At 58.7% G+C, this 13,469-nt stretch carries 11 protein-coding genes; 1 reads left to right on the forward strand and 10 read right to left on the reverse strand.

Features of this window, described 5'->3' with window-relative positions; genetic code table 11:
• Positions 1-369: 369 nt before the first annotated feature.
• The 10 genes from HZB29_06615 to HZB29_06660 all read right to left on the reverse strand — a co-directional run bounded on the left by HZB29_06615 (position 370) and on the right by HZB29_06660 (position 11,619).
• Positions 370-3,483 (reverse strand): efflux RND transporter permease subunit, encoded by a 3,114-nt coding sequence (locus tag HZB29_06615; protein MBI5815268.1) that lies wholly within the window; start codon positions 3,481-3,483, stop codon positions 370-372.
• Positions 3,484-3,727: 244 nt separating this feature from the next.
• A complete protein-coding gene (locus HZB29_06620; GenBank protein ID MBI5815269.1) occupies positions 3,728-5,473 on the reverse strand; it encodes an efflux RND transporter periplasmic adaptor subunit in 1,746 nt (581 codons plus the stop codon).
• On the reverse strand, positions 5,466-6,758 hold the full coding sequence (locus tag HZB29_06625) for a TolC family protein (protein ID MBI5815270.1): 1,293 nt from the start codon (positions 6,756-6,758) through the stop codon (positions 5,466-5,468). Before HZB29_06625 ends, HZB29_06620 begins: the two co-directional genes overlap by 8 nt.
• Before the next feature lie 118 nt (positions 6,759-6,876).
• Entirely contained in the window at positions 6,877-7,404 is a 528-nt protein-coding gene (locus tag HZB29_06630; GenBank protein MBI5815271.1) for an ORF6N domain-containing protein, read from the reverse strand.
• 77 nt (positions 7,405-7,481) lie between these two features.
• Complete coding sequence (locus HZB29_06635) at positions 7,482-7,913, reverse strand: hypothetical protein (GenBank protein ID MBI5815272.1); 432 nt, start codon at positions 7,911-7,913, stop codon at positions 7,482-7,484.
• Positions 7,910-8,653 (reverse strand): hypothetical protein, encoded by a 744-nt coding sequence (locus HZB29_06640; protein ID MBI5815273.1) that lies wholly within the window; start codon positions 8,651-8,653, stop codon positions 7,910-7,912. The genes HZB29_06635 and HZB29_06640 overlap by 4 nt, the downstream gene beginning before the upstream one ends.
• Before the next feature lie 51 nt (positions 8,654-8,704).
• Complete coding sequence (locus HZB29_06645) at positions 8,705-9,217, reverse strand: RNA polymerase sigma factor (GenBank protein MBI5815274.1); 513 nt, start codon at positions 9,215-9,217, stop codon at positions 8,705-8,707.
• A gap of 21 nt (positions 9,218-9,238) precedes the next feature.
• Entirely contained in the window at positions 9,239-9,472 is a 234-nt protein-coding gene (locus tag HZB29_06650; protein MBI5815275.1) for a (2Fe-2S)-binding protein, read from the reverse strand.
• A gap of 15 nt (positions 9,473-9,487) precedes the next feature.
• Positions 9,488-9,892 carry a response regulator gene (locus HZB29_06655; protein MBI5815276.1) on the reverse strand — a complete coding sequence of 135 codons (405 nt, stop codon included), beginning with the start codon at positions 9,890-9,892 and terminating at the stop codon, positions 9,488-9,490.
• A 2-nt stretch (positions 9,893-9,894) separates the two neighbouring features.
• On the reverse strand, positions 9,895-11,619 hold the full coding sequence (locus HZB29_06660; protein MBI5815277.1) for a M3 family oligoendopeptidase: 1,725 nt from the start codon (positions 11,617-11,619) through the stop codon (positions 9,895-9,897).
• A gap of 106 nt (positions 11,620-11,725) precedes the next feature.
• Between HZB29_06660 and purH the strand changes: the two genes are divergently transcribed.
• Positions 11,726-13,273 carry a bifunctional phosphoribosylaminoimidazolecarboxamide formyltransferase/IMP cyclohydrolase gene (gene purH, locus HZB29_06665; GenBank protein ID MBI5815278.1) on the forward strand — a complete coding sequence of 516 codons (1,548 nt, stop codon included), beginning with the start codon at positions 11,726-11,728 and terminating at the stop codon, positions 13,271-13,273.
• The last annotated feature ends 196 nt before the right edge of the window (positions 13,274-13,469 follow it).

The following is a 13,469-nucleotide window of genomic DNA, read 5'->3' on the forward strand; positions in this document are numbered from 1 at the left end:
AAATTCTACAGATTCTGAGCCTCACAATGTTCGAGAAAACCCCGTTGGATCAACTGCTTGCGGAAACTGTCATAAACGGATTTCAGCCGGTTTCAGACAATCAGCTGTTTTTGTTCGACTAACGTTGGGACACTAGTGATTAAAACCGTGAAAATATAAATGGGCAGGATAATTTGCGGATTCTTTGGCGGCGATGGTCCCCTTTTTGCGCTCGGCGGGGTGTTTGACCCGGAGGCGCCACCCCGCCGTCCTGATCCGCTCACGAAGAATCCGGGGTGACCGCCCTGGCGGGCTACAACACCCCGGATAGCTATTGGTGTGTCATACCGGAAACCGCGAAAGCGGCTATCCGGGATCAAGGTCTTTGCCTCACTCTCCCCGCTTGACCCGCCACTCCAGGATGTAGCAGTAAATCGCCGGCAGCACGATGAGCGCCAGGAACGATACGCTGATTATCCCCCCCACCATCGGCGCGGCGATGCGTTTCATCACCTCCGCGCCGGTCCCTTCGCCGAACATTATCGGCGCCAGGCCGCCCAATATCGCCGCGGAGGTCATCATCTTGGGCCGTATGCGCTCGGACACCCCTTCCAGCGCCGCCGCCCGCGCGTCCGCCACGCTTTTCCACGTCCCTTCGCGCTTCCTGCGCTCCACGGAGTGGTCTATGAAAATAAGCATCAGCACCCCTATCTCCGCCGCCACACCGGCAAGGGATATGAAGCCCACGCCAACCGCAACGCTCATGTTGTAGCCGAGCATCCATATGAAGAACAGCCCCCCAACCGCCGACAGCGGCACGGTGAGCATCACAAGCAGGCTTTCGGTGACGTTGCGGAAATTGAGGAACAAAAGGACGAAGATTATCGCCAGCGTCACCGGCGCCACGACTTTGAGCCGCTCCTTGGCCCGTTCCATGTACTCATACTGCCCGCTCCATGTCATGGAGACCTTTTCCGGCAATTTCACCGATTTCTCCACCGCCGCCTTCGCCCTTTCCACATACGCGGCCACGTCCGACCCTGTGATGTCCACATATATCCAGGCGTTGGGGCGGGCGTTTTCCGTCCTTATCTCCGGCGGGCCGGCGGAAAGCTTTATGTCCGCCACCTGCGATATGGGTATCTGCTGGCCGCCGGGTGTGGCGATGAGCACGCGCCCCAGGCTCTCCACGTCGTCGCGCAATTCCCGCCCGTACCGCACGTTCACCGGGTAGCGCTCCAGCCCCTCCACGGTGTTCGTCACGTTCATTCCGCCGATGGCGCTCAATATCACGTCCTGCACGTCCCCCGTGTTCAGGCCATAGCGCGCGGCCCGCCGCCGGTCTATCTCAAAATCAAGGAACTTGCCGGCCGCCACCCTTTCGGCGAACACGCTGCGGGTCCCTTCCAGCCCCCGCAAAGTCTCCTCGATCTGCCTGGCCACCTTCTCAAGCGCATACAGGTCCGGCCCGGCCACCTTTATCCCCACGGGGGTCTTTATGCCGGTGGAGAGCATGTCCACACGGGTCTTTATCGGCATGGTCCAGGCGTTTGCCATGCCGGGGAATTTTATCGCCTCGTCCATCTCGGTCATGAGCGACTCCATGGTCACCCCATGCCGCCACTGTTCGCGTGGTTTTAGTTTCACTATGGTCTCCGCCATGCTCAACGGGGCCGGGTCCGTCGCTGTCTCGGCGCGTCCCGCCTTGCCGAACACCCGCTCCACCTCCGGGAACGTCTTTATGATCCTGTCGGTCTGCTGGAGTATTTCCCGCGCCTTGGTGATGGAGATGTTGGGCATGGTGGTGGGCATGTAAAGTATGTCCCCCTCGTCCAGCGGCGGCATGAATTCACCGCCGATCCGCTTTAGCGGGATGATGGACAGCATCACAAGCCCCGCCGCAAGCCCGATCACAAGTCCCTTATGGTCAAGAGACCACGCCACTATGGGGCGCACGGCGTTTATCAGCCATCTGTTCAGCGGATTCTGTTTTTCCGGCACTATATCGCCCCGCACAAGGTATATCATCAGCGCCGGGGCCAGCGTTATCGCAAGGAAGGCGGAGGCGGCCATCGCAAAGGTCTTCGTGAACGCCAGCGGCTTGAAAAGCCTCCCCTCCTGCGCTTCCAGCGTAAAAACGGGGATGAACGACAGCGTTATTATCAATAGCGAGAAGAATAGCGCGGGCCCCACCTCCTTGGCCGCGTCCAACAATATTTCGGTCCTCGGTTTCTTCCCCTCGTCCCGCTCCAGGTGCTTATGCGCGTTCTCTATCATCACCACCGAGGCGTCTATCATGGCCCCGATGGCGATTGCTATCCCGCCCAGCGACATTATGTTGGCGTTGATGCCCAGCCAGTTCATCACCATCAGCGATATGAGGATGCCGAGCGGCAGCGTTATTATCGCCACGAACGCCGAGCGCAGGTGCATCAGGAACACCACGCACACCAGCGCCACCACCACGCTTTCCTCGATGAGCTTTTCCTTCAAAAACGCCACCGCCCGCAGGATCAGCGAGGAGCGGTCGTATGCCTCCACTATCTCCACCCCGGCCGGAAGCGACGATTTCAGGCTTGCCAGCTTCTTTTTCACACCGTCGATGGTGGACAGCGCGTTCTCGCCGAACCTCATCACGATGACCCCGCCGACTGCCTCCCCCTGCCCGTCCAGCTCCGTCACGCCGCGGCGTATCTCCGGCCCGATCACAACGTCGGCCACGTCCTTTAGCAATATGGGGGTCCCGCTCTCCCCCACGTCTATGGTCACATTGCGCAGGTCCTCGGCGTTCTTGATATAGCCGAAGCCGCGCACCATGTATTCCGTCTCGGCCATCTCTATGACGCTACCGCCAACATCGCGGTTGCTCATCCTGATGGCGTCCATGATGCGCGAGAGGGAAATTTTGTATGCCTGCAGCCGCGACGGGTCTATCTGGACCTGGTATTGCTTTACGAAACCTCCCACCGAGGCCACTTCGGACACACCGGCAACGGTGCGAAGCTCGTATCGTAAAAACCAGTCCTGGATGGCTCGAAGCTGGGAAAGGTCGCGCTTGCCGGTCTTGTCCACAAGGGCGTATTCATACACCCAGCCGACCCCGGTGGCGTCCGGCCCAAGCGTCGGGCTCACCCCTTCCGGGAGTTTTTTGGCCACCGTGTTAAGGTATTCGAGCACGCGGCTTCTGGCCCAGTATATGTCCGTGCCGTCCTCGAATATAACGTACACCATGCTCGCGCCGAAAAACGAATAGCCCCGCACGGTCTTGGCGCCCGGCGCGGACAGCATCACGGTGCTCAAAGGATAGGTCACCTGGTCCTCCACCACCTGGGGCGACTGCTCCGGAAACTCGGTGTAGATGATCACCTGTGTGTCCGAAAGGTCGGGTATGGCGTCCAGGGGAATATGGCGCGCCGCGTAATACCCGCCGCCCGCCAGCAATACCGCCGCCAGGATCACCAGGAATCCGTTGCGGCCCGAAGCCTCGATTATGGCCTTTAGCATGGCAGCCTCGTTTTATCCTTTTTCTCCCCCTTTGCAAGGGGGAGTGGCTCCGGAGGAGCCGAGGGGGTGATGAGCAAAGCAATACGTTTGGACGCCGTTTACCACCCCGGCGGCTGGCGCCGCCACCCCTCCTTGAAAAAGGAGGGGAAAGGGAACCATGCCCGGGCGGCCATGGGAAAGCGGAATGGCATGGCGAGCCTGACCAACCAAGTCATCACCGAAATTATTCATGTTTCTCATGGCTTCACTTGGGCGAATCGCTATTTTTTGAATGGTCCATACCCTCATGGGTGGAATGGTCCATTCCTTCGTGGTTTGTGTGATCTGTCCCTTCAGGTTTGGAGTGGTCCATCCCTTCGTGGCCGGAATGGTCCTTTTTCCCGGCGTCATCCTCGTCCTCGTATTTTGGGATCATTTCCATGCCCATGGGGGATTTTCCCGGCTTGTCGCTTTTGAAATCGGCCAGCATCGGGTCGTACCAGTAAAGGATTTTGCGCTCCTTCTCCGGCTGGGCCTCTCCCGTGGCGGCGGAGCCATGCTTGTGAGGCGCGGATTGAGCCTTCTGCGGTTCCGCGGCCGGCCGGCTTACCGCTTCATGCGCCTTATGATCCGGGACCGGAGCCGGTTGCGTCATCCCCTCGTGGCCAGCGTGGCCGGGCGCGGCGTTTCCACCCATCTTTCCCGCCGCTTCACGCAGTTTGGACTCCGAATCTATCAGGAACTGGGCCGACACCACCACCTTCTCCCCTTCGGCAAGCCCGGAGATGATTTGCGTCATCCCGTCCCCCGCCATCCCCGCCCTCACCTCGCGCGGCTCAAACTTCCCTTCTCCTTTGTCCAGGAACACCATGTCCCGCACGCCGGTCTTTAGCACCGCCTCGGCAGGCACGGCCAGCGCGTCACGCGCCACCCCGGCGTCTATCATCACAGAGCCGTACATGTCCGGCTTGATCTCCCCTTTCGGATTGGAGAACTCCACCCGCGCCTTCACCGAGCGGGTCTTGGGGTCCAAAAACGGGAAAACGTAGCTTATCTTCCCGGTAAACTCCCTGCCGGGGAATGCCGTGAGGCTCAGCACAGCCTTCTGCCCCACCTTCACATAAGACATTTCATATTCGAATATGTCCGCGTTCACCCACACCGTGGACAGGTCGGCAATTTCGTACAGGATGGTGTTCGGCTCCACGAACATCCCCTGGATGACCTCCTTTTTAGTGATAACTCCGCTCACCGGCGAGTGTATGTGCAGCGTTTTTTTCACTTTGCGGTCCGCTGAAAGCTCGGCGATCTGGTGGGCGGGAACGTCCAGCAGTTGAAGCCGCCGCAGGGCCGATTCGTAAAGCTGTTCGCCCCCTTCGGCCACGGTCTTGTCCGCGCCCCCTTCCTTTAACGTGTTACGGTATTTTAGCGCCAGCAGGAACTCCTCCTGCGCCGTCACCAGGTCCGGGCTGTACAGTTCCAGCAATATCCCGTCCCTGCTCACCCATTGGCCGGTGGTGTTAAAATAAAGTTTTTCTATCCAGCCGGACACTTTGCCCTGGATTTTGGCGAGCCTGGTCTCGTCATACGTCACAACACCGGCGGCGCGGATGATCTTGGCGATGTCCATACGTTTGACATCGGCGGTCCGCACGCCGATGGTCTGGACCACGGCGGGGTCTATTTTTACAATCCCCTCCCCTCCCCCGTCGTCCTCATACTTGGGTATCAGGTCCATCCCCATGGGGGACTTGCCAGGCTTGCCGGACTTGAAATCCGCCAGCATCGGATCGTACCAGTAAAGTATCTTGCGCTCCTTTTTGGGCGTGGCCTGTCCGGCCGTGGCGGGCGCTTCGCTCTTTTTCGATCCGGTGAAAATGCCGGCTATCGGGCCGCGCAAGAAATAGCCGAGCCCGATGACCAGGCTTAAAATGATGGTGTAAACGAACTTCATGTTCTGGCGGCGGGACGCTTTCCCCGCGCCTTCCGTGTCCGGCGTATTGTCACTCATTTTTTCCTCCGGCGGTGGTTGCGGCCCCGGTCATCGCCTCCGCGTCCGCGCACAGGGAACGAAGCCTCATCACCGCCTCCTCAAGCTCAAGTTCGTATTCGAGCAGCATCCTCTCGTTCTCCAAAAGGGTCAGAAATTCCACCTTGTCCTGCTGGTATGCGGCCATGGCGCTCTGGAATGCCTGGGTGGCCTGGGGGAGTATGGCCGTCCTGAAAAGTTTTATCACGTCCGCCTCTTTTTTCGCGCTCAAGGCCGATTTCATAAGCTCCGCCCTTAGCCGCTTTTCCATGTCGTTCTTCCTGTCGAGCGCCTCCTCCACTCCAAGCTGCGCGCCGGCGATATATTTGTCCTGCTTTATCGAGCTCCACAAAGGCACGCTGATGGACGCTTTCACCGAGAACAGGTCCGGCCGTTCCATGGGGCTGTCCTCCCGCTGGGCGTATTCGGCCATGAAAGACATGTCCAGCCCTTTTTCGGCCTTTTCTTTTTCCAGCATGCTCCGGGCTCGATCAACGTTGACGCCGGCAAGTTTTAACAGCGGCGAGTTTTGCGAGGCGGCAACCCAGGACTTTTCGAAATCCAAAGCTTCCGGCGCGGTGAGGAGCTCCGGCGGAACTGCGAAATCCGCCGCTTCATCCCTCCCCAGCAGACGGTTTATCATCACCTTGGCAAGCCCCGCCTGCTCCGCCAGTATAAGCCTCTTCTCCGAAAGCCTCGTCCGCTCCACCTGGGCCTTGATCACGTCTGTCTGCAATCCTTTTCCCGCGGAGTATTTGGCGTTGGCGACAAGGACGAACTCCTCGAGGATCACGTCCGTCTCCTTTAGCGTCCCCAGCGCTTTGTGCGCGTATGCCAGTTCGTAAACGCTTTTTTTAAGCTCCGCCACAAGCTCCGCCGTCATCACGCCGGCGTCCACCTCGGCCATCTTTTCCTCGGCGCGCGCCAGGTTCCGCGCGGAAAGCCTTTTGCCGTAGCTTGGGATGTTCTGTGTGACGCCGATGGTCTTGCGGGTCATCTCTTCCCGGTCGAGCGCAAAGCCGTCCACCGGCGCGTCCATCAGGCCAAGCTCGATCATCGGATCGTCCCAGGCCATTTTCGCTCCGGCGGCGGCCCCAATGGACTTTGCAAGCTTTCGCCGGGCGGCCAGATCGGGATATTTTTCCTTAAGCTCGGTTATAAGAGGAGCCCACGCGGCCTCCTGCGCCAGCGATGGCGAGGGGACAAAAAACAGGGCGGCCATGGCGGCGATAAGGGGCGCGAACGGGACACTCTTTATATTCATCATGCTGAATATACACCCCGTCCACCGGTTTTGTTCCAGGGATTTTGAGGAAGGATGATTATTAACGAGGATTATTGACAATTAAATACCGGCAATCGCCGGGCTTATGCATCCCGCCCCCCTATTGCCCTTCCATCCCCCGCTTGAATCCGATCTTTGGGCGGGCCGGGAGGGCTGGATTCATCAATTGGCGTATTGCGTCGAATACCACTTTGAATTGCGCGTCGTATTTCTTTTCAAGGTTGGCAAGTTTCCGGTCCAAATCAGCGTTAGAAGCCAGAATCTGCCGTAATCTAACAAAGGCGCGCATGATCTCTATATTCACATACGCCGCCTTCTTGCTTTTCAGGACGCTCGACAGCATCGCCACTCCCTGTTCCGTAAAAGCCCTTGGCGGCTTCCTGGTTCCGCCCCAACTTGATCTTCCAAAATGGAATTTCAAGTCATCGAATTCTTCCAAGGTAAGCTGAATCATGAAATCGGCGGGAAAACGGTCAAGATTGCGGCTGACCGCCTTGTTCAGGTTTCCTGTAGTGACGCCGTAAAGCTCGGCAAGGTCCTTGTCGAGGATGGCTTTATGGCCCCGAACAATCAATATCGACTGGTCTATCCTCTCCGAAGGCAGGAAAGATATTTTATTATCCGCCATTCCCAAGTTCCTTCAAATCACCGGCCTTCATTTCCCGGGTTTGTGGCCGCAAATTGCCGCCACCTCCGCCTTTTCAATTAATGCTCCCGCTTGTCCTGATAAAAATCGGCGAAGTATTTGGCGATCTGGGCGGGGGTCTTCCCTTCGGCGGTCATCTGCTTTGAAAGGACCCCTTCGCGCATGCACACCCCGCATTTGGCGGCGTGCCCGTCCACATAGCAGGTGAGCAGGCTTTTGTGCTTGAAGTCCGGATTTATGGAGCAATAGCAGTAGCAGAACATCTTGTCGAGCGCCTCCGGGAATTCCTTGGCGGCGCGGTATGCGCTTTCAACGTATGGATCCCCGGAAAAAAGGGCCGGATCCATGGTTGGCCGTTTCTCCTGCCGTTCCTTGGCCGCCAGCAGGTTGGCCTGGATGGTCCGCGCAGCGTCCTCCCGGGACTGGGCGGCGGAATACCCCGCGGCGAAGGCTATCGTGAAAACGACAACTGCGGCAAACCGTCTTTTCATGACTTTCCCGCGCCGTATTTTACCAGTGTTTCAAAAGGGAGCTGGCCTATCACCACGTCATAATATCCGTTCCCGGTCTGGATCACGGCGATGTCCTCATCCCCCGCGCGGCGCTTCCACAGTCCGGGGACCATCTGCACCGTCCCCAACTGCCGGGTGATACGCCCGTCCGGGTCTTTCACGGAAAAGCGCGACACGATTTTCCCTTCGGTCTGGATCACGGCGTGCGCCGCCTTAATCCCCCTTATTTCGCAAACTTCACCCGCCACAAACTTCCCCGGCATAGGCTCCACAGGTTTTAGCTCCATCCCCATCCCGCTCATCGTCTTTTCCATAAGGGCCATCTGGGTGGCGCAGGTGAAGCCCTTGTGATGGCCCCCCTTGACGCACTTGGTGTGCTCCCCCAAAAGGTCGTCAAAGTTGAGCGCGGGGGCCGGGGCCGGGCTTATCATCACCACGGCGATCAATAGCGCCGCCGCGGCCATGACGGGCCATACGACCGGCCATGCGAAGCCTTTTTTCCGCCCGGCAATCCGCTCATTCCGGATTTTGTCCATTACTTTTCCTTTCACTATGTTGGCGTCAAACGGAACCGGGGCCGCGAAGCGTTGCTTTACCTGCCGCGCCACGGAAAGCTCCTCCCGGCACGACGGGCACCCCGCCAAATGCGCCGTCACCGGCTCCGTCACGGAACCGTCAACGCTTTCCCAGATCAGTTCTTTTACCTGTCCGCAGTCCATATTATCACCTTGCCATATTTACACGGCCGGGGACGCAAAAGTTCCCTCGTTTCACGCTCCCAATTCCCCGGCGTTCTTCAGCCATAGTTCCTTTAGCGCCTCCCGCGCCCGGCTTATCCTGCTTTTCACCGTGCCGGATGGAATCTCCATGGCCTGCGCGATCTGCTCGTATGAAAGGCCGTTGACCTCCCTTGCCACAAGTATGGCCCGCATGTCCGGCGGCAGGGCGTTGAGCATGACTCCAAGCCAGTCCCCTTCGTAATCGCCGGGCCGGTCCGCCCCTTCGTCGGCCAGCCGCTCCATCAAGGCCGCGTCGAACGGGACAACTTCCCTGCGCCCGCGCAAATTGTTGAGGAATGTGTTCTTCATGATGGTGAAAAGCCAAGCCCCGGCGCTCTGGGCCGGGTCGAACCTGTCCGCGTGGCGGTATGCCTTCAGGAATGTTTCCTGTATCAGGTCCTCGGCGTCTTCTTTGGACCCGGTCAGCCGCCACGCCGAGGCGAGCATCTGCCCGAAAAGAGGCTCAAAATGGCGGCGGAACTTTTCGTCAGCGTGGTCTGCCATCGGACATCAGCTTTAACGCTATTACCTGTTTTTAATGGCGTTGTTCAACGCCTGTTGCGCATCGGCGAGCATTTCCAATATCTTCGGCTCGCATCGCTTTCCGCCGCACGAGCCGCTTCCGGCGCCGCTCTGCTTCTGCACATCGGCCAGGCCCTTGGCCCCGCCGGATATTATCTGCTTAAACCGGGCCTTCTTGATCCCCTTGCACTGGCAGACGGCCTTTAGCCCTTCTATTATTTCGTTTCGTTCCCGCATGGCCCTATTACGCCTTTAATCCTTTAATCCAAGTTCTTTTAGCTGGGCGTCCACGGCGTTTTTCGTTATCGGCTTCACCAGATAGCCTTCGCATCCTTCCCGGAAGGAACTGAGCACGCTTTTGGAGTCTTCCTTGGCGGAGATTATTATCACCTTGGCCCTTTTTTCCCCGAATATGCCGCGCTGTTCCTCGTATGCGCGCAGGGCCTTTAATGTCTCATGCCCGTCCATGCCAGGCATCATCAGGTCCAGGCACACCAGGTCATACGGGCTGTTCTCCTCCCACGCCATGCGGAACGCTTCCATCGCCTCGATGCCGTTCACCGCCATGTCGCATGCTCCGGTGTCGCACAGCAGTTTGCGCATCATTATGCGCCCGATGCGCCCGAACAGCTCGTCGTCAACAATCAGGGTCTTCATTTTCATAGCTCCAATTCCCGGCGCACAAAGTCCATAAGCTCCCCCAAAAGCCCCTCGGAGAAATCAAAACGCGCCCCTGCGGCGGCGAAAAGGTCCTTGGGCGGCCGGGACCCTCCCAGCTTGAGCGCCGCAAGGTATCCGTCCACGGCGGCGGCCTTGTCTTCCTTGAACCGTTTATATATCTGCAACGCCCCAAGCTGGGCGATTGCGTATTCGATGTAATAGAATGGCAACTCGAAAATGTGGAGCTGGCGGTGCCATTGATATTCCCTGGCCCCCTTTGGGGCGCCAGACCAGTCCACCCCGGCCGAAAACCTCTCCGAAAGCTCCAGCCACGTTTTCATCCGCTCGCCGGGAGTATGCCCCGGATGTGTGTATATCCACTGCTGGAAAGCGTCCACCTGCGCCACCCATGGGAATAGGGACGCGATGTCCTCCAGCCGTTCGCGTTTGGCCCGGTCCATCTCCTCTTTGGACGAATAGAACGGCGTCAGGCTGTCCACCCCGGCAAGTTCCACGCTCATGGAGGCCACCTCGGAAAACTCCATGCCAGCGTGACGGTTCCAGACGAATTCCTGGTCCCTGCCCATCAGTGTGTGGAACGAGTGCCCCCCTTCGTGCAGCAGGGTGTTCACATCGTCCTGCAGGCCGACGGCGTTTGTGAATATGAAAGGTATCCGCGCCTCCTCCAGCGATGCCTGATAGCCTCCCGGCGCCTTACCCTTGCGGCTGTCCAGGTCCATCGAAAAGCCGATGGAGCCGAACATTTCGCCAAGCCTCGGGTCCATGTTGTCAAACACCCGCTTCACGCCTCCGAAAAGCTCTTCGGTCTGCGCGAACGGTTTTAACGGAGGGCGGCCCAGCGGATCGCACGCCGTGTCCCATGGGCAAAGTTTATCAAGCCCCATCTCCTTTTTCCTGCGCTCCATGATCTTGCGCGCGAGCGGGACGGCGGTCTTTTCTATCGCGCCATGGAATGTGACGCAATCATGCGGCGTATAGTCCCTAAGCTTGGCCTTGAAACAATACTCCCGGTATGTGGGCAGGCCGAGGTTTGCGGCGAATTGCGCCCGGTGCTGGAGCATCTCGTCAAATATGTTTTCCAGCTTTTCCTTTTCGGCCAGCCGCCGCTCGGCCGTGGCGCAAAACGCCCTTTCCCGCAGCCCCCTGTCCTGCTCCCGCAAAAGCGCCCCCATCTGGGGCAACGTGCGCTCCTCCCCGTCGAAATTGACGGTCATCCCTCCGATAAGCTCCTGGTAGCTTTGCGAAAGCTCGGACAATTTCACCTGGATGGGTATGTTGCGCTCGTCGAAAAGCTCCACGGAAACGCGGATGCCCCTGTCCATCTGGCCGCACTCGGCCTTGTCCAGCGGGAACTGGTCCGCAAACTTGCCATAGCGCCGGTTGAGCTTGTCCTCCCACTCGGCCATTTTCGGCTCCAGCTCGCGCACACAGTAAAGGTACGCCTCTTTTTTCGCTGGGTCATCCGTGTGGCATGTCATGGCGATATAACGCCGGGTGACGAATTCGTCCGCGACGCTTTTAAGCTCCGAATAGCTGGAGAGCCATTGGCGGAACGATCCCTCGGAGGCCGCTTCGGCCGTGGAGAGCCTGGCGTAATACGGCTCCAGGTCGTCCCATGCGTGTATGGCCAGGGATCCGTCCACAAAACGCCTTGGGAAAGGAGCCAGCCAGGACGCCTGCCCGGCGGTTGTCTCAACGTTCATTTAAGTCCGATTTTCCCGTTTGCCTTAAACCCGCTCTTGACGCGTCAAATATAAAAGAATACCATTTTTTCCTTTTAGGCATGACAATTTAGTTGGGACGGAAATGATGGCTTCAATCAAAAGGGCTTTGATCAGCGTTTCGGACAAGAGCGGCCTTGAGGACCTTGCGCGCGGGCTCGCCAAATTCGGGGTGGAGATACTTTCCACCGGCGGCACTTTCAAGGCGATCTGCGCCACTGGCGCCAAAGCGCGCGAAGTGAGCGATTTCACAGGCTTCCCGGAGTGCCTTGACGGGCGCGTGAAAACCCTCCATCCCAAGATCCACGGCGGCCTCCTCGGCAGGCGAGACCTGGAGAGCCACAAAAAACAGATGGCCGACCTGGGCATCGAGCCTATAGACATGGTTGTCGTCAACCTGTACCCGTTCGAGAAGACCATCGCAAAGGAAGGCGTTTCTCTCGAAGAGACCATCGAGAACATAGACATCGGCGGGCCGGCAATGATCCGTTCGGCGGCGAAGAACTTTGACTCGGTGACGGTGGTGGTGGACCCGGCGGACTATCCGGCGATACTCGCGGAGATGGAGGCGAACAAAGGGGCGCTGACAAGGGAGACGCGCTTCAAACTGGCCACAAAGGCCTATGGCCACACCGCCTGGTATGACGGCAGGATAAACGCGCACCTTTCCAAAATCGCCGGGACGGACGAAAAGTTCCCGGAACGCAAGATCACCCTGCTGGAAAAGACGCTCCCCATGCGCTACGGCGAGAATCCGCACCAGAGCGCCGCGTTCTACCGCAACGTGACCGCCGCAAAAGGGGGATACGCCGACGCAATCCAGCGCCACGGCAAGGAGCTTTCGTTCAACAATATCGTGGACCTGGCGGCGGCCTACGAGCTGGCCTGCGAATTTTCCGAACCGGCCGTGGCGATAATAAAGCACACAAACCCCTGCGGCGTAGCGCGTAACGCCTCGCTGGTACAGGCGTATATCACCGCCCGGGAGTGCGACCCTGTGTCCGCCTTCGGCGGCGTCATCGCGATCAACAGGACGGTGGACAAGGCGACGGCGGACGAAATCGCAAAACTGTTCGCCGAAGTGGTGATCGCGCCGGGATATGAGCCGGAGGCGATGGCGGCGCTAAAGGAGAAAAAGAACGTGCGGCTGATGGAAATGCCGCTTCTGAAACCGTCCGAGGAAGTGGATTACAAGTTCGTGCGCGGAGGGGCGCTGATCCAGGACGCGGACTCCATCACATATGACGATACAATGTTGAAGGTGGTCTCCAAGCGCCAGCCGACGCAGGCCGAGATGCGCGCGCTCAAATTCGCGTGGGTGGTGGCAAAGCACGTAAAGTCCAACGCCATCATTTACGCCGACGAGAACAGCGCCATAGGCGTCGGCGCGGGGCAGATGAGCCGGGTGGACAGCTCGCAGATAGCGGTCTCGAAGGCAAAGCGTCCCGTGAAAGACTCGGTGATGGCCTCCGACGCGTTCTTCCCCTTCCGCGACGGGATAGACGCCGCCGGAAAGGCCGGGATCACGGCGGTGATCCAGCCGGGTGGCTCTGTGCGGGACGATGAAGTGATCGGCGCGGCGGACGAATACGGCATGGCGATGGTGTTCACGGGGATCAGGCATTTCCGGCACTAAGGGCGGCAACCGGCTATAACAGGGCCGTGCGGCGCGGGGGCGCCCCCTTAATCTTATATTAACCGTCTCATAATAATATAGACATTATTATATATGTATCAAGCCGCGTATTTCGTCGTTTCGCCGTTGAAGTACGATATCACCAGGTCCGGTGATTTCTGGACACGCCGCATATGACTTATCACCGCGCCCTTGA

This window comes from Nitrospinota bacterium, from assembly GCA_016235255.1.
Taxonomy (GTDB): domain Bacteria; phylum Nitrospinota_A; class UBA7883; order UBA7883; family JACRLM01; genus JACRLM01.